The sequence below is a fragment of the cyanobacterium endosymbiont of Epithemia clementina EcSB genome (genome assembly GCF_029919255.1).
Lineage (GTDB): Bacteria > Cyanobacteriota > Cyanobacteriia > Cyanobacteriales > Microcystaceae > Rippkaea.
On sequence record NZ_CP123991.1, the window covers coordinates 1,194,387 to 1,211,435 of the forward strand.

At 35.4% G+C, this 17,049-nt stretch carries 14 protein-coding genes; 8 read left to right on the forward strand and 6 right to left on the reverse strand.

Annotated elements, in window-relative coordinates; genetic code table 11:
- Positions 1-101 precede the first annotated feature (101 nt).
- Together P3F56_RS03935 and P3F56_RS03940 are read left to right on the forward strand one after the other, a co-directional pair.
- Positions 102-1,751 (forward strand): ABC1 kinase family protein, encoded by a 1,650-nt coding sequence (locus P3F56_RS03935; protein ID WP_281153481.1) that lies wholly within the window; start codon positions 102-104, stop codon positions 1,749-1,751.
- Between the two features lie 1,750 nt (positions 1,752-3,501).
- A complete protein-coding gene (locus tag P3F56_RS03940; protein WP_281153482.1) occupies positions 3,502-4,614 on the forward strand; it encodes a metallophosphoesterase family protein in 1,113 nt (370 codons plus the stop codon).
- Between the two features lie 152 nt (positions 4,615-4,766).
- On the opposite strand, the gene P3F56_RS03945 is transcribed toward P3F56_RS03940, so the two are convergent.
- On the reverse strand, positions 4,767-4,970 hold the full coding sequence (locus P3F56_RS03945) for a hypothetical protein (protein ID WP_281153483.1): 204 nt from the start codon (positions 4,968-4,970) through the stop codon (positions 4,767-4,769).
- 324 nt (positions 4,971-5,294) lie between these two features.
- Between P3F56_RS03945 and P3F56_RS03950 the strand changes: the two genes are divergently transcribed.
- Positions 5,295-5,804 carry a J domain-containing protein gene (locus tag P3F56_RS03950; RefSeq protein ID WP_281153484.1) on the forward strand — a complete coding sequence of 170 codons (510 nt, stop codon included), beginning with the start codon at positions 5,295-5,297 and terminating at the stop codon, positions 5,802-5,804.
- A 525-nt stretch (positions 5,805-6,329) separates the two neighbouring features.
- Here the strand turns inward: P3F56_RS03950 and P3F56_RS03955 are convergent.
- Positions 6,330-6,713 (reverse strand): AbrB family transcriptional regulator, encoded by a 384-nt coding sequence (locus P3F56_RS03955; protein ID WP_281153485.1) that lies wholly within the window; start codon positions 6,711-6,713, stop codon positions 6,330-6,332.
- A gap of 331 nt (positions 6,714-7,044) precedes the next feature.
- Here P3F56_RS03955 and P3F56_RS03960 point away from each other — a divergent pair, with 331 nt between their 5' ends.
- Together P3F56_RS03960 and cbiB are read left to right on the forward strand one after the other, a co-directional pair.
- Positions 7,045-7,488: an Rrf2 family transcriptional regulator gene (locus P3F56_RS03960; protein WP_281153486.1), complete on the forward strand. Its 444-nt coding sequence runs from the start codon at positions 7,045-7,047 to the stop codon at positions 7,486-7,488.
- Positions 7,489-7,747: 259 nt separating this feature from the next.
- Positions 7,748-8,734 carry an adenosylcobinamide-phosphate synthase CbiB gene (gene cbiB / locus P3F56_RS03965; protein WP_281153708.1) on the forward strand — a complete coding sequence of 329 codons (987 nt, stop codon included), beginning with the start codon at positions 7,748-7,750 and terminating at the stop codon, positions 8,732-8,734.
- Between the two features lie 79 nt (positions 8,735-8,813).
- Here cbiB and cobD read toward each other — a convergent pair whose 3' ends face one another.
- Entirely contained in the window at positions 8,814-9,878 is a 1,065-nt protein-coding gene (gene cobD / locus P3F56_RS03970) for a threonine-phosphate decarboxylase CobD (protein WP_281153487.1), read from the reverse strand.
- Positions 9,879-9,894: 16 nt separating this feature from the next.
- A complete protein-coding gene (locus P3F56_RS03975; RefSeq protein WP_267383087.1) occupies positions 9,895-10,176 on the reverse strand; it encodes an HU family DNA-binding protein in 282 nt (93 codons plus the stop codon).
- 1,776 nt (positions 10,177-11,952) lie between these two features.
- Between P3F56_RS03975 and cobO the strand changes: the two genes are divergently transcribed.
- On the forward strand, positions 11,953-12,570 hold the full coding sequence (cobO, locus tag P3F56_RS03980) for a cob(I)yrinic acid a,c-diamide adenosyltransferase (protein WP_281153709.1): 618 nt from the start codon (positions 11,953-11,955) through the stop codon (positions 12,568-12,570).
- Here cobO and P3F56_RS03985 read toward each other — a convergent pair whose 3' ends face one another.
- Positions 12,571-13,095, reverse strand: coding sequence for a hypothetical protein (locus tag P3F56_RS03985; RefSeq protein WP_281153488.1), 525 nt, complete (start codon positions 13,093-13,095; stop codon positions 12,571-12,573).
- A 503-nt stretch (positions 13,096-13,598) separates the two neighbouring features.
- A complete protein-coding gene (locus P3F56_RS03990) occupies positions 13,599-14,585 on the reverse strand; it encodes an RNA polymerase sigma factor, RpoD/SigA family (RefSeq protein ID WP_281153489.1) in 987 nt (328 codons plus the stop codon).
- Between the two features lie 855 nt (positions 14,586-15,440).
- On the opposite strand from P3F56_RS03990, the gene P3F56_RS03995 reads away from it, so the two are divergent.
- Both P3F56_RS03995 and P3F56_RS04000 read left to right on the forward strand, forming a co-directional pair.
- A complete protein-coding gene (locus tag P3F56_RS03995; protein WP_281153490.1) occupies positions 15,441-15,593 on the forward strand; it encodes a hypothetical protein in 153 nt (50 codons plus the stop codon).
- 512 nt (positions 15,594-16,105) lie between these two features.
- Positions 16,106-16,696, forward strand: a complete 591-nt coding sequence (locus P3F56_RS04000) for a YdcF family protein (RefSeq protein WP_281153491.1) — start codon at positions 16,106-16,108, stop codon at positions 16,694-16,696.
- The last annotated feature ends 353 nt before the right edge of the window (positions 16,697-17,049 follow it).

Consider the following 17,049-nt stretch of genomic DNA (forward strand, 5'->3'; position numbering starts at 1 on the left):
ACTTTTATTGGGAGTCAGGTTTTGGGGGTGCTGGGGCTCTTGCTTTACAATACTTCTGACTCTTATTGTATTGTTATCATAGCTAGTCAGGAAGACCCTTAATGTTTTCTTTAACTCAAACCAGTGCACGTCAACGGGAAATTATCGAAGTAGTTCTCAGTAATGGCTGGGACTATATGCGAGGATTATTGACATTGGGAAAAGTTGATAACCCTCAAATTCCCCCGCCAGAGGTTTTACGAAATATTCTAGTAGAATTGGGTCCATTCTATGTAAAATTAGGACAAGTTCTTAGTACTCGGCCTGATATTCTTTCTCCTAGCTATATCAAGGTGTTAACCGCTCTACAGGCTAATGTTCCCCCTGTGTGTTGGACTGAAGTTGAAGAGCTACTTTTACAAGAATTACAAAAACCTCTAGAGAATGTATTTGAAACCATTAATCATGAGCCAATTGCAGCCGGCTCTATTGGTCAAATTCATCGGGGCACTTTAATCAATGGAACCGAAGTGGCGATAAAAGTTCAAAGGCCAGGAATTGATAAAATTGTTGCCCAAGATATTGCTTTAATTCAGGGAATTGCTGAGTTAGTTTCTTTCACGGAGTTTGGACAAAATTATGACATTGTTAAATTAACAGACGAGTTTACTCAAGCTATTAAGTCAGAACTAGATTTTACCCAAGAGGGGCGCTATACTGAGCGCATTAGCTCGAATTTAGCAACGAGTAGCTGGTTTGATCCTAAAGATTTAGTCGTTCCTCAAGTGTATTGGGAAGTTAGCACGAAAAAAATTCTAGTTTTGGATTGGTTAAATGGTAAACCAATCCTCACTGCAAATCTCAGTATACCCTCTAGTCGGAAGTCTGTTGAGAAGCGAAAACAAGAGATAACAACCTTACTGTTTAGAGCTTTTTTTCAACAACTTTATATTGATGGTTTTTTCCATGCTGACCCTCATCCAGGGAATATTTTTTACCTAGATGATGGCCGGGTTGCTATTATTGATTGTGGTATGGCGGGGCGACTTGATCCTCGAACCCAACAAATTTTAACAAAACTCTTATTAGCAATTTTTGACCTAGATGCCCAAAGTTGTACTCAGCTAACAATTGAGTTATCGGAGTCAGGACAACCCGTTAGTTTAGAAAACTTAAAAAGAGATTATGAAAGGATTTTACGAAAGTATCATGATTTAAGTATTGCTCAATTGAACTTTAGTGAAGTGGTTTATGAAATTCTACAAATTGCTCGACAAAATAAAATGAAAGTTCCTGGAAATTTGGGACTATATGCTAAGTGCTTAGCCAATTTAGAGGGGACAGCCAGACAATTTAATCCTTCAGTTAATTTATTTGATGAAATTAAACCATTAATGACAGATTTATTTCGTCGTCAATTAGTAGGAGACACCCCCTTACAAACTAATTTAAGAACTATTTTAGATTTAAAATCTATTTATTTAAAAACTCCCCGGCAAATCGAGATACTATTAGATCGTTTATCCTCAGAAACTTTACAATGGAATTTACGCCTAAAAGAATTAGATCCCTTACGCCGTAGTGTTGATGCTTCTGCTAATCGTCTATCTTTTAGTATCGTTTTAGGTTCATTGATTGTAGGAGCTGCCATTATTTCTAATGGGTCCAAAACTCAACAATTATCTCTAATTAGTGTGGCTCTGTTTGCCGCAGCAAGTTTATTAGGAATGTGGTTACTTATTAGTATTTTGAGATCAGGACGTTTAAAGTAAACATTTTATTGTTTAGAAAACTTTTTATCAAAAAAACACTAAACTGTAATATAGGTTTTGTGATTATTAATCACCATAGAGGTGTCATCCATAGATGACTCAGGTTTACTATTATAAATTCGACTTTATAAACGAATGAATATAACTATTTTTCATTTATAAATATTTTAAAAATTTTTAATATCTCTAGTAATTTATCATCTGACTATTAAGAAATTTCTATTAATTGAAAAATTATATAGACAGTTAAGCAACTATAGAACTTTATATCAATTCCATTTTCATTTTAACGATGAGTTCATCTAACTTTGAGTGCACTTTTAAAAACTTTTAAAAAATTTAAATTGCTAAATAATGACAATAAATTACTGTGTCTTGGTATAAGTTAACGTACGCTAAGACACAGTAAGTGGCGTATCTACTGTTTTTTCTTGATTTATTTTAGCTTCTGAAAGATTAGTGACTAATCGATATTATTCTCTTTTTTTATCTAACAAAGATTTATAACTCTAGCCTCTGAGTAAATAGCTTTAAAAAAACAAAACCTAAATCATATTCATTTTAAACCCCTTTCAGCAATTATATAAGTTTTTATTTGATGCTATCCTCTTTCTATTATATTTAGTTCTAACCTGTAAAATTGCAGAAAAAAATATGTTTATTTTTTTTATTTTTATTGATTTAGTTTTGCTTTAACTAAATCACTTGTATACACTAAATAATCAGACTAATCACCGTATATATTCCTTTATATTTACATTTCTTACTTTATTTTTATTTCTTTTAAATTCTTTGCAAAACTTTTTGTTGTTAGGTTACCGTTTTATTTAAAATGATCACTTTTATTAAGTTAATATATTGTTATCATATTTAGTCGTTTTTATTTTATTTGATAATTCCATGATCTTTCTCTTCCTTTAATAATCCCTTTATAAATTGTTTTGAAAAATTGTCTCCTATGGTAGATTTATCAAATCTAAAATTTATCTAACTTTCTCTCCTCTTGCATTAAAAATAATATATCTGCTCTTATTCTCTTTCTGGAGAAAGTTCTTAGACGCGAGTTAACTTTCAATTATGTTGACTAAATTTTAAAAAAATCAGTTATTTTAACTAATCTACTTACTTATTTTTTTCTGTCCTAATGAAATATTTTTTATCTTATAGAAATTTAAAATTAATATTAATTTCTATAATTAGAAGAATATACTATTCTTTTGAATCTAATTTTTTAATTTTTTTTAAAAAATAAAACTTTACTATTTTTACTTCATTAGTTAGGCTGTTAAGCCAGAAAAATAAATTTATTATGTAACATATTTCTAACTATATAAAAAAACTATTAAAGTTAATATAGCTGATTTTTAAAATGTTAAATCTACTAGAATTAGTTTTTATGCTTAAGTTTTTTCTTGCTTTTTTCAAGAGGTTTTAAGTCTTTAAAATCTCTTATTTTACTAAATTTAGAGTAGATTAAAAATCTAATAATTGTTTTCTATAATTTTTTATCAAAATTTTCTAGATCATATTTACTAAACCAAAATATCTTTTGCCTTCTGTTCTTAACATTTAAGACTTCTACTTATAAGAATTAATCTAACAAATCACTGTTTCCTACCAGTTATAATAATTTTATTGCTCTTAGCATTTGCTTGATAAATATCCTTTCATTAAAAAATAACTTAACCTAAAAAAAGATATAATGTGCAATTAATATTCAATAGTTATTTACGTTTTTTACACTAAAAAAATGGATCTAAATCGCCGTCAATTCTTGATTGCTAGTGGAGGGTTATTTGGGTTAAGAATTGCCGTTTCAACCCATCCAGGATTAAGAAATGAGAATACAAACTTTCAATTCCCATCTATCCCCATTCAAAAATCTAAAGAGACCTCGATTTCTTACTCAGTAGCCTTTGCCCCCCCAGAATTATTTGCTCCTGTACGAGGAGACACCAGAATTGTTGTCATTAGCGATCTTAATAGTCAATATGGGTCTACTACTTATGAATCACAAGTTAAACAAGCAATCACCCTTATTCCATGGTGGAAACCTGATTTAGTATTGTGCGGGGGGGATATGATTGCTGGACAAAAAAGATCCCTTACCAAAACCCAAATTCAAGCCATGTGGTCGGCTTTTGATGCTAACATTAGTAAGCCTTTACGTCATTTTAATATTCCCTTTGGGGTTACTATTGGTAACCATGATGGATCAGGAGCAATTTATCAAGGAAAATATATTTTTGCATCTGAAAGAGAATTAGCCTCAAATTATTGGAATCAACTGACCCATAATCCGGGATTAAATTTTATTGATCAGGTTAATTTCCCTTTTTATTACAGTTTTATTCAAAATGATATTTTCTATCTAGTTTTGGATGCTTCTACCCATATTATCTCCTTTGAACAGTTAACCTGGATTAAAAAAAGTTTAGCAAGTTCTATAGCACAAAAAGCAAGATTAAGACTGGTTATTGGTCATCTTCCTCTTTATCCTATAGCCCTAGGACGGAATAACGTAGGAAATTTTTTAAGTGATGGGGAAACATTACAATTAGTGTTAGAACGCTATGAGGTTCATACTTATATTAGTGGACATCATCACGCCTATTATCCAGCAAAAAAAGGCCGATTAGAATTACTTCATAGCGGTGCGTTGGGAGCAGGTCCTAGGAAGTTACTAAACAGTAATATTATTCCTAGCAAAACCTTAACAGTAATTGATATTGAGCTAAATTCTCAAACTACTACTTATACGACCTATGATATGAAGACTCTAAAAGTTATTGACATTAAAACGTTACCTAAATTTATTGGCAAAGTGTGGCGTAGAGATCTTATGGTTAACTCAAATTCTTAACGGGAAATAAACAATTGGCGAAGAGGTCAGCAAAATTGACTTTTTTAAAGTAAAGTATATCGTTTTACGAATTTTACATTGAACTCATTATTATTAAAAGTCCTTCGTTTCAATTCTTCTAACTCAGAAAGAGGCAATAAGTCAAAGACCTCTCATAATACATCATCAAAGGCTTCGTATGCAATCTGTACTTCACTATCAAAGACAATACCCCCTTGTTGGTTGATTATCACAGTTTGAGGAATTCCACTATGATAATATAACCCTGGTTCTTGAGAAGAAAAATCATCTTTAGGAAGAATGGAATCGACATTGATAGATAAAATATTAGCAGCTCTACCATAAAATTCCTGCATTCGAAAAACAATAATAGCAAATTGCTTACAATCTTGACTGTCATCAGGACAAAAAATTAAGCTCGTTGGTATTTACCGTTTTTAACTATCAGTTAAGCTTAATCTTGTTGGAACGGGAGAACCATTCTCTGCATAGACAACAAAAACATTGCTATCAAGAAGATAATCATAGATATTTGCCCAAGCCATAGCGTTTATCAAAAAAGACAGCAAATCGTTTTGCTAACGATTTGCTGTCTTTTTTGATAAACGCTATGGGGATTGAAAGGCTTCACTTTTAAGTTTGGTTAAAATAAAATCATAAAAAATATTCTAATAAATCTTGTGACTCAGCAGCCAACTACACCACAATCAACCTATCGAAAGATACCCATACTGACAAAGTTTGCTAATAGCTACTACACCTTTTTAGGACTTTATCCGTCCGCTTCTGCCGTCGAAATTCGGAGGGCTTATCGGGAGTTGAGTAAACGTTACCATCCGGATACCACAGACTTATCCCCAGAGGTAGCTATAAAGCAATTCCAAAAACTTAATGAAGCCTATAGAACTCTAAGTAATCCTGAAGAGCGATCACTTTACGATCTTAAAATTGGTTATTCTCATCGGAATATGATTCAAACTCTTGATGAGAGTCCCCAACAAAAGGCTTCGGGAACTTCTCCGTGGCCGAATACAACTTATTTTGATTCAAGTAATCGCCCTTTGTCAACCGGAGAAATTTTCGTTCTATTTATTTTAGGATTAACTTTTGTAGGATGTATGCTCCTAGCGATCACTATTAGTATCTTTAGAGGAAATACAATTTTTTCTCCTACTGCAGTCCTTACTTAACAATCTACTTCTTAAGTAAGGGATAATAAAATAGTTTGACTACTAACAAACTGGTTAGTGAACTTGTCGAATTTCTAGCCGAGTGACTTTGTTATGACATTACCCCATTTTGAGACTCTTCTTTGACAACCATCCTCTTCCTAAATTTGAAAAATGGCTTGCTGAAATCTAGCCTAGATGTCGAAATAATTAACAGTCTGCTATCCTAATCCTAAAGTGGGAACCGTAGATGAGGAAATTGCATGAGTCTTTAAATACCCTCTAAGTCGCTAAGAGCTTGAATCTACCGTTTGTTCAAATTATTTAGAGATCTTTAACAGTAATCTTTTTTTCTGAAATGAGACGAAGTGACTCATTTACTAATAAAATAGGAGTATAGGGCCTGCTGTTCTTCCGAGAACTGCAAGCCGTAGTTTGATGTTGTTACCTTGATTGAAGTAGTAAGCGTTGTTTAGTGTAGCCTCTAAACGACGCTATTTTTTATTCGGTTAAGTCTAGGAAAACTGAATGGATTAACCATTAATTTTATTCCTCATAATCATCAAGTTCACCAAGTTGTCTGAGATGGATGTGCTTCCGCCCTAGAGTAATTTCGAATTCATCCCCTGGTTGTAGACCCATTTTTTTGGTGTAAGCTGAACCAATCAAAAGGTTACCATTGGATTGCACACTAATTCTATAACTAGCTGAACGGCCGCCTCTTCCCTGCCCTTCCGAAGAGCTATCTAATTCAATTCCTTCCGCGTCAATTAAGGCGTTAAGAAATTTCATCATGTTGACCCGTTCTATACCGTTTTTAGTTTGGGTATAGTAGCCACAAGCTCTAGCTTTTTCTTCTCTACCGAGGTTACCTAGCTCTTTAACTTTTTCGACTAATGCTGTACCGGTCAGGGGTGTATCTTGACTCATTAACTTAAACAGTAACTAAATGAATAATATGGCTGACAGATTAGAAATCTAAGATGACATCGAGCAACTCAAAAAGTGCCACGATTGCTAACTATCTCCTCTTCTATTCTACACACAACAAGTAAACTTTATCTACCATCTGATTTATCTACCATCTGACCAGATCAATAATAATCTATTGCTCTCGATCTTTAAACAAGAATCATCTACAGAATTTACAAATATTTGAGTTTCAGGGTTTTTGTTGAGAAGAACGTGTTATAAAATCAACAACACACCCCTTTAACAGTGCCTTATAGTCTACTCAAAACTAAGGGGACAAACTAACCAAATGAAGTTAACAACTCGCAGTCATTATAGCGTTAAAGCCTTGCTGGATCTTAGCTTACAGCCTAACTATGGTCCAACTTCAGTAAAAGCGATAGCAAAACGACAAGATTTACCGGCTCCTTACTTAGAAAAATTACTGATTGAAATGCGTCATTCTGGGTTAGTTAAGTCAGTGCGTGGTTCTCAAGGGGGCTATCAATTGGCCTGTCAACCTAGTCAAATTTCCCTAGGACAAATTATGGATGCAGTTGAAGAAAAAAACCAACCTTTATCAGGTTATCAGCCAGATTTAACTCAAGGATCAGATTGGGTTGCATTTAGTTTATGGAAACGGCTTCATGAGAAAGTTAAAGAGGCACTTTATAAGATTACTCTTGCTGATCTTTATTATGATGCTCGCAGTTGGCAGGCTTCTCAAGGAGAAGCCATAAGTTTTGTGGTGTAAGAGATTAATATTTAATGTATAAAAATTAATTTTTATACCATAAAAGTCACTCTATTTTTTTGTATACAAAGCTTGCGTATTATCGTTAGATAGCATTTAATTTCTAACTAAACCTTCTTATTTTTTTGTAGAAAATCTATATCTAATTAAATTTATTTAAACAGTTAAATAATAATAATTAAGAGAAAAATGTCAATAGAATTAGAAACTTTAATAACCCTGCAACAAAGAATAACTTGAACTAGAAAATAATCAGATGATGAAGGCAAATCTAGAAGTAATTATTTTAGGGATAGCTGCCGTAATTGATTATGGAATAGGCGACCCTGAGGATTGGTGGCATCCCGTACAAGGGATAGGATGGGCCATCTCAAGGCTAAGTAAAGTTGCAATCATCACTTGTCAAGGAAAATGGCAACTTCGCTGGTGCGGAATTATCTTAGGGTTAGGGATAATTCTTGGTAGTGGAACTACTAGTTGGATAATCGTTCATCTAGCTAAAAATATTCATTCCTTGTTAGGAATTGTAGTCCAAAGCATTCTCTTAGCAAGTTGTTTCGCAGCCCGAAGTTTGTGGTTTGCAGCCGAAGCAGTTCTTTCTTCTTTAGTCAAAGGAAATATCACAGTCACGCGGAATCAACTTAGTCAATATGTAGGAAGGGATACAGATAATCTCTCAGAAGAAGAAATCTTACGTGCTGTCCTAGAAACGGTCTCAGAAAATGCTGTCGATGGGGTAACAAGCCCGTTATTTTATGCAATTGTTGGGGCATTTTTTCCAGGAATTGGGTTGGTTCCTTTTGCATTGGGTTATAAAGCGGTGAGTACCCTTGATTCAATGATTGGTTATCAAACAGACCCCTTTAAAGATTTAGGCTGGTTTAGTGCAAAGTTGGAGGATTATTTAACTTGGGTTCCTTGTCGTTTGACCGTATTAACCTTAGCCTTAATATCAGGAAAACCTCTAGCCATCTTATCAATTTGTTGTCGGGATGCTCCCCACGATCCCAGTCCCAATTCTGGTTGGAGTGAATGTGTTTACGCAGCTATTTTAGGAGTTCAATTAGGGGGTACCAATACTTACCAAAGCAAATTAAAACACAAGCCGTTATTAGGAGATTTCCTACATCCGATTACCCCAACAATCATCTATCGAGCTTTACGATTAACTCAAATTTGTTTTCTTTTGTGGCTGGGATTAGGGATAGTGGGCTTACTCTGTCTAACGAATTTAACATTTTTTTAGCCTTGCTGCAAACTCTCATTCCTAAATTGTTAATTCTCTGTTTTCTGAAGTTTACTCGGCTATCCCTGCTGTGTTGTGTTCAACTTGATTGCACTTCAGCCAAGGCTTTTATTAATCCTTGGTTTTCAGCATCAGTCCTTACTGCTATCCGAAAATAGCTGTCGCCCAATTCAGGGAAATTTAGACAATTACGGATCAAAATTCGATGTTTTTTTAACAATTTCTGTTCTAGCTGAGAACTAGGAACTTGAGTTTTAACTAACAAAAAATTAGCGGCACTGGGGAATGGTTGTAATCCCTTAAGATTTGATAATCCTCTCAATAAGCCTTTTTTGCTAGCAACTAACCAAGACCTAGTTTGCTTTTGAAACTCGTGATCATTGATTACCGCTTCTCCCACCGCCGCCGCTAAGCTATTAACAGACCAGGGATCTCGCCATAATTGCCATTGTTGAAGACGATGAGGATGGGCGATTGCGTATCCTAATCGAAGCCCAGGAATACTATAAAATTTGGTGAGTGATCGTACAATCACCAAATTCGGATAATCGCCCACCATCGGAATTAAGCTTTGTTGCTCATCAGGGGGTAAAAAGTCCATAAAGGCTTCATCAACCACCACTAAAGCAAATTTTTCAAGTAAAGGCAATAAAATATCCCTATGAAACAACTTCCCAGTGGGATTATGGGGATTGTTGATGATCACTCCGCTTGATTGGGGATCAACAGGGTCCAAGTTTAGAGAACAAGTTTTCTTTTCCCAAGAGAAGGGGTAAGACTTCACCTTAGCACCAAATCCTTGTAAAGCGCGCCAATAGTCCAAAAAACAAGGAACTATTAAGTAAGTGAGCTGTAGATTAGCCAATTCCCGACCTGCCCAGGTTAATAGTTCGGCTGCCCCATTACCGGGAAGGATCCAATCAGGTGAGATGTTATGTAATTGTCCTAGGGCTAATCGCAATTGAAGATAATGGGGATCAGGATAATGGGTAATAGCGGCTACTCCCTGCTGAAAAGCGGTGATCGCACTGTTGGGAGGTCCTAAAGGATTAATACTAGCAGAAAAATCTATAATAGAAGTGACTGGACAGCCTGCTTGATTCGCTGCCCAGGTTAAGTTTCCTCCATGGATAGGCCGTTTCATCCTAACGGAATAACACTTATGACTTGGGTGCAACTTTTTCCTTAAATAGTTTCCCAGCAGAAAATGCCGGAACCCTTGTCGCCGGAATTAACATTTTTTCGTTCGTTTTTGGGTTACGCCCTTCACGAGCTTTGCGATCGCGCGCCTCAAAGGAGCCAAAACCAACAAGAGTAACTTTATCGTCTCCGGAGACTGCTTCCATGATGGTGTCAATGGTGGCCGAGATAACTGCCTCGGCTTGCTTTTTGGTGACATCGGCTCTATCTGCTACTGCGTCAATTAATTCGCCTTTATTCATACGATAATCTCCCTTTGTTCTTAATTTAATGGTTTTTAGGATAAATTTCTCCAGTGACATCTTGCCATGGGAAATCTTTCTAAGGAGCCAATTAGAGAAATGTTAGTTTAGGGAAATCCCCCAAATCCTCATAGGCTAGATGTTTCACTGCATCATTCTAAGCCCTATTTGTCTTCTTTGGGATCGCTTAAACTTTTAATTTATGTAGATTTTGTCGGCTTGTTTGAAAATTTGTTCCCTAAACTTGTCCGTTGTATATTTAAGTATTCAAGGGAACACTAGCAATAACGGAGTAAGAATTTAAATAATTGGATTGTAAACAAATATAAATTTAAAAAATTAAAATTAAATAGATTTAAAGTGAGTAGCTTTTAAAAAAAATCAAAAAAGTAGATTATTTTATACCTCTAAATTAAAGTAATTATATATTTTTGATATTTTCTAACATAAAAATAGCTGAATCGCATCTATTTTAAAATAGATTTTCAAAATTATCATGAATTTTACTTGATGCTATTTACCTTAAATTAAATTTAGTTAAAGGAAATTAAGTTAGTAAAACACTATCAATAAAATTATTTATTTCCTTATTTTAGTTTGACTTTAACTAAAGTACTTGTATTTACTGAGTAGCTACCAAGAATAATTGCCGTATCTGTTCTTTTACCTTTGCAGTATTTCTTTAGTTATCTATCTTTTTACTTTCTTCTGAAGGGTATGGCTCAATCTTTGTCCTCACTTTTGTTCGTTTCTATTTTTAACTCTTTTCTTTCGAAATTTCAGGCATTGTTAACTACTATAATTTTTGCTCTATAAAACTTATGACGATAAATATAGGCTAAACTCCAGCATATCACTATTTTTTTAAAAAAAATGGTGATATGCTGTTATATATAACAAGAACTTTTAAATTATCTTTTTAAGATGTTAATGATCATTGTTATACATAATATGTTTAATATAATTAAAATGATTTATTTTTTTTAGGATAGCTCTTCAAAGTATTTTACATTTTCTTCTTTACCAAATTATTGTACTTCTACTTTTCAAGGGATTATATAGTCTTTATTATTCATGAATAGATTATTCATGAATTATCTTTCTAGTTATATTCTCTGATAGTTTGATTTAATTCACAATTTCTTTAACTTTCCATCATCTTAGATTTAGACATAATGTTTGTACTTTTGTTTTCATCTTGGAGGAAATTTTTGGGTCGTGAGTTAACTTTGATAGTTTTCGTTCTTTTAATTGTTCTAGCTGGATTTTTAGGCATCCTGCAATATAGTAATTAATGAGCACTCTTTTTTAACTATTTTTTTAGAGTAAACTTAATTTATGATTATTTTTAATTTAAATTTTGTGATATCATTCCTGTCAAACCGTTTGAGAAGTTTAAGGAAATCGGCAAAAATTAATGATAGACTCGGCTTTTGAATAATGACTAAGAACTTAAACTGCACAGTATCCACAGGAAAACTAGTAATTGTAGATGACAACCAGTTATTATAGATAACAATAAGGGTAACAATGTCTGTAAAGAACAAATAAAAGAATAGAGGACTGACTTGCCTGAGCCTTCGTAATCTCGGAATAGACATTGTCCTGGAAAGGGGAATAGTGACGGGTCGGTCGGGCATAAAGAGTAACAGCAAAGTCAAACGACTGAAACCATTATTTAGTCAAGAGAGGTAGCAGAGATAATCTCCAGCGGTTGTACTGTAAGTACGGGCGGTGAAAATGTCAAAAACTCAGATTTTAATTACAATGATCTCCATGGCTAATCAAACGTATTTTTCTCAAGGACAATATCGGCAAAGAATGCAGCGACGAAAGGAGGTGCAAGCGCAACGTCTGGCTCAAGCTTCTAATGAAAAAGGACTTGTTATAGTTAATACCGGTAATGGTAAAGGAAAAACTACAGCTGCTTTAGGGATGGTTATAAGAGCTCTTGGACATGGGTTTCAAGTGGCTGTAGTCCAATTTATTAAAGGAGCTTGGGAACCGGCAGAAAAAGCGGTACTAGGTCAGTGGGGAGACCAACTGGAATTTTATGCTATGGGGGAAGGATTTACATGGGAAACCCAGGATCGAGAACGAGATATCAAAAATGTCCAAGTTGCCTGGGAAAAAGGGTTGTCTTTAATTTGTAACAAAAAGTATCGATTAGTGTTACTCGATGAAATTAATGTTGCCTTAAAATTGGGCTATCTCGGTGTGGATACGGTCTTAAAAGGACTGTCCCAAAAACTTACCGCTACTCATGTCATATTGACAGGACGCGGCGCACCCACCCCCTTGATAGAAAGGGCAGACTTAGTAACGGAAATGACCTTAATTAAGCATCCTTTTAAAGAACAAGGGGTTAGAGCTCAACCAGGAATTGAATTTTAGTTAGTTTGAAGGTAAACAAGCATCCAGGATGCGTTGGTCGTTGTCACTGAGAGCACCAAGACGGTGGTATCCTTCTAACGTGACTTCTGAAGATCGTCTGCTATTAGTGGCTACCGGAGAGACAACCTGCAAGCTGATTGCATAATCATATTTTATGCCATCGTGAGGATCGACAATAGAAAGATTTATTTGACGACTGTCAAAACTACCTGAAAAACAGTTAAATTCTGATCTTGGCATATAGAATGCTCCAATAACCTCCCCTTTTTGAACTTTAAAGACTAAATATTCTTGTCCCATAGTTTCTGGTTCTGGTGATCGCCCATATAAATAAACCCCGTTAGCTAAGCCACTAGTTCGCGTTAAGGAAACTTCTTCAGACGAATGAGTATGAGATGAATTTTCTTCGGCTGCCTGTGCAAAATGCCCACTAATTGTCCCTGAACTAATAAGCAGACTAAGAGGTATTATAGATAACAATCGGAGATGTGTGAGTGAAAATAAGAGTGTTGGAACAAAAGACATTTGATTTCCCTGAACATATGAACTGATATCAATTACAAGAAATGTGCTTATTTAAGCTAATGTCGAAACTGGGAGAAAGTCCTCATTGGAGACAATCGTTTGTGCCATTAGATGATAATGTTGAACTCGTTGTCTCTAAATATGCTTAACTGAACCATTTTTCCTGAAAAAACAGAATTGATAGAAACACCACATCTGCTCGGTTCAACTTATTTTTAAACCAATTATTCAACTGTCCCACAAAACACTGCTGGGAGCTGACGTTAGTTAGCTCAAAAAAGTTTCCCCACTACCATTTTCATTGTGCAGTAGTTTTCTAGAATGGGGTAAATTTTTTCTTAAGTTTTAATAAATGATCAACAAATGGACAAGATTTTGAATAACTATACAATTAACTTTTATTAAATAATTTTCTTTACAGAAAAAAGGCGATCGTTGAGAAGACGACCGCTTTAATTTATATGAGCTGATGTTTGTAGAATACCTAATGACTAGAAATTGATTTAACTAGCTGCCAAATATTCCTTAACATTTGCTTTCCTTATACGTAAGTGAGCTAAGGCTTGATGTTCTAACTGACGAACTCTTTCACGACTAATATTGAGCTTTTTACCAATTTTAGCTAGGGATAGTTCTTTCCCATCCTCCAACCCGAAGCGCAAGGTAAGGATGATCTGTTGCTGTGAAGTTAATTCCTTCATTAAGTTTCTCAAGTCTTGGCGTAGTGACTCTTGGGTAATGTAGTTGTCAGGAGAGACACTTTCATCTTCCAAAAGTTCTAAAAGTTCTGTGTCTTGATTATCCCCGACTCTGACATCTAGAGAAATAGGTTGACGCGCTATACTCAAACACTCCCGAATTTGGGAAGCTTCGAGATTTAAAACTTCACCTATTTCGGTAGGGGTAGCACTGCGACCTAATTTTTGAGACAGTTCTCGTTGAATCTTCTTTATTTTGTTGAGTTTTTCAGTGATGTGAATAGGCAGACGAATGGTGCGAGCCTGTTGAGCGATTGCTCGAGTAATTGCTTGACGAATCCACCAATAAGCGTAGGTAGAGAACTTGTAGCCTTTGGTTGGATCAAATTTTTCAACTCCTCGCTCTAATCCTAAACTTCCTTCTTGGATAAGGTCGAGAAATTCCATGTTGCGTTTCTGATACTTCTTGGCAATGGCAACCACTAGGCGCAAATTTGCTTCAATCATTTTGCGCTTTCCCCGATTCCCTTGGTCAATGGTTTTTTGGAGGTCTGCTTGGCTAAGGTTGACAGCTTTTGCCCATTCTTTAAGACTTGGTTCTTGTCCTAAGTCTTGAGTAAGTCGTTCTTTTATTTCCAACAGAAGCATCATTTTTTGTACTTGTTTCCCATATATGATCTCTTGCTCATGGGTTAACAGAGGTACCCGCCCAATCTCATGCAGATAAGTCCGCACCATATCTGCTGAATACATAGGCTGTTTCGTTTTTGAGTTGACATTAGCAGTGGGCATTGGTACGTTATGGCTCCTTGAAACCTGCTTTAAAGTCTTTCACTATACTTAGTGTTTTTCCAGAGATTGAGTCAATGCACACAAATACACTATAAAAAAAACAAAAGCGTAGTCGATATGACTTTGACCTTACTCCATATTAGCTCATTTATTTAGATAATGGCAATTATCTAAAGGTTCATCGTTAATTTAGGAAGATAGAGTGACTTAAACCACTTTCCGTAAAGATTGTAACTATTACCTGAAAAGTAAACTTTAGGCATCTATATCACCATGGTGACGTGAAAATAAATATGACGAGTGATTAAAATTCAGGGTGATTTCCGAACTTAACGACAGCTATATCCTTGCAAAGGCTATTCTACGAAATCATTAACTAAGATGATTAACAATAAATTAACCTTAGCCATTAATTTATATAACTTATTTTAAGTATATAAATCTTGATTAAACTAATAATTATTGCTCAAAAACTCTTTGAAAAGCATCCTTAAAAAGGATTTCAAGTAATTCTTTGTTATCAACAGAAGATGCAATAAAAGCTAGTGAAACTAACTGATAGAATTACGCTTTGTAAGCGTTCTTGGATTAAAAAGATTGACGATTAACTGAATAAATGCCTGAAAATCTTCTCTCGATTGAGGTTGAAAAGAGAAGTTAACCTTGCCTCTTGGTCTGTTTAAACAAAAATTGTAGTCTTAATTGTTGGCGATATATTATTTTAGAGTTGAATAATCGTCTAATTATCAACTTTGTTATGTTTTGACTTAGAGATTGAGAATGACAAAAATGTTTTTAGATCTCGTCGAACTCATGTACTCAATCAGATGATATGATCAATAAGGGGTTTACCCCGTGGGGCTGTGGCTCAGTAGGATAGAGCAAGCGCCTCCTGAAGTGTCGGGCATCATGGACGGAAACGCCATAGATGGATGTGGTCAAATTCAAGGAAGCCTAAGTCTTCTTACAGATAAGGTAATCTTGAGCCAAGCTCTACGTCCCTGGTAGAGAAGGTGCAGAGACTGGTTGTAGGTCGCCAAAGGGAAACAAAAGCAGTAGGGCTAATCATGTCTACAACATAACGGCCACCACCTAAGGACATCAAGTCTAAGGTGAAGGAATAGTCCAGAGAGTGGGGAAACTCACACCAATCTGAAGCGCTAGGTCGCCGGTTCGAATCCGGCCAGTCCCGTTAACTTGTCAGCAAGTCTCTATCAAACGGTAACTAGAGGTAGCATAATATTAATTCTAAGCGTCATCCATAATTGGGTACTCAATCGATAAACTTCTTGGTTTAAGTCAGACACAAGTCACAAACATCGATGGTTTATGACTTATGATGGGCTTTGCTGTGAGTTGTTGTCAAGGTCTAATGACTTTAAATAGCGTTCCTCACGAAGAGTAAGGTTAAGGTAGACTCTAAATTTATTTTTTGTTACCTAAAATTTAAAAAAACTTTGTATTTCATCAGTATGCTTGACGGCTATCCTAATTAGTTCGATAGTTTCATTATTGTGTTCATGTTGTTACAAATTAATTCCAAAAAACACCGTGTGAAAGTCCTTTCATCTCGTCGGAGGCGTAGGTTGTGGCCTCTAATTTCTCTGGTAGGTATTAGTCTGTGGGCGGGTTATAAAGAATTACAGAGTTATATGGTGCAACCTGAAGCGATTTTTGTTTTGGGAGGACATGAAGAACGCGAACACTTTGCCGCTCAATTGGCTACTCGATACCGTGATCTCCCCATTTGGGTTTCTTCTGGGAGTCCTCAAAGCTATGCTAAAAAGATTTTTAGGGAGGCCGGTATTTCGAGCGCTCGCCTTTATCTAGACTACCAGGCACGGGATACGGTGACTAACTTTACAACCTTAGTAGATACCTTAAAGAAACAAGGCATTGATAGTGTTTATCTAGTTACTTCCGCTAATCACATGAACCGTGCTCGCGTCATTGGGGAGATCGTGTTTGGCACTCGGGGGATTATACTTAAACCTATAGCCGTTGAGTGTGATTGCCCTCCTGAACCATTCAAAAAAATCCTCAGAGATGTAGCTAGATCACTGCTATGGTTGGGGACGGGAAAGACAGGAGAAACTTTGATTGTTCCTTAAATTAAACTCTCAGCGGTATCTCAAAGTCTGTTGCCACCAAATGTTTTGGGGTTGGAGCCCTGCTCTGTTAGGGAGACTTTATGTGATATTATGAAACTGCGGTAATGTGCATGAAGTATTTATGGAGTGTTTTTTAGAACATTGATCCTAGAACTTTGTAGTAGACAATAACTGGTAAACTGCCTCTGATTCGACGGACAAACTCTGCCCAGTTAAGCTGAATAAAAAGTAATTGCAAGTTTAATTGTTAGTTAGTTCGAGCTATTAAACTATTAAATATTCCAAGGACGATGTGGCCTGTTGTTCAGATAGTCGGTAGAGGTCGGGCTAGAATACTTGTGAATTTGGTTTTG

What these genes read in the sequence shown, in the direction of transcription:
- P3F56_RS03935 (WP_281153481.1), top strand. Translation starts at nt 102, where the DNA reads ATGTTTTCTTTAACTCAAACCAGTGCACGTCAACGGGAAATTATCGAA.
- P3F56_RS03940 (WP_281153482.1), top strand. Translation starts at nt 3,502, where the DNA reads ATGGATCTAAATCGCCGTCAATTCTTGATTGCTAGTGGAGGGTTATTT.
- P3F56_RS03945 (WP_281153483.1), bottom strand. Translation starts at nt 4,970, where the DNA reads ATGCAGGAATTTTATGGTAGAGCTGCTAATATTTTATCTATCAATGTC.
- P3F56_RS03955 (WP_281153485.1), bottom strand. Translation starts at nt 6,713, where the DNA reads ATGAGTCAAGATACACCCCTGACCGGTACAGCATTAGTCGAAAAAGTT.
- P3F56_RS03960 (WP_281153486.1), top strand. Translation starts at nt 7,045, where the DNA reads ATGAAGTTAACAACTCGCAGTCATTATAGCGTTAAAGCCTTGCTGGAT.
- cbiB (WP_281153708.1), top strand. Translation starts at nt 7,748, where the DNA reads ATGAAGGCAAATCTAGAAGTAATTATTTTAGGGATAGCTGCCGTAATT.
- cobD (WP_281153487.1), bottom strand. Translation starts at nt 9,878, where the DNA reads ATGAAACGGCCTATCCATGGAGGAAACTTAACCTGGGCAGCGAATCAA.
- P3F56_RS03975 (WP_267383087.1), bottom strand. Translation starts at nt 10,176, where the DNA reads ATGAATAAAGGCGAATTAATTGACGCAGTAGCAGATAGAGCCGATGTC.
- cobO (WP_281153709.1), top strand. Translation starts at nt 11,953, where the DNA reads ATGGCTAATCAAACGTATTTTTCTCAAGGACAATATCGGCAAAGAATG.
- P3F56_RS03985 (WP_281153488.1), bottom strand. Translation starts at nt 13,095, where the DNA reads ATGTCTTTTGTTCCAACACTCTTATTTTCACTCACACATCTCCGATTG.
- P3F56_RS03990 (WP_281153489.1), bottom strand. Translation starts at nt 14,585, where the DNA reads ATGCCCACTGCTAATGTCAACTCAAAAACGAAACAGCCTATGTATTCA.
- P3F56_RS04000 (WP_281153491.1), top strand. Translation starts at nt 16,106, where the DNA reads ATGTTGTTACAAATTAATTCCAAAAAACACCGTGTGAAAGTCCTTTCA.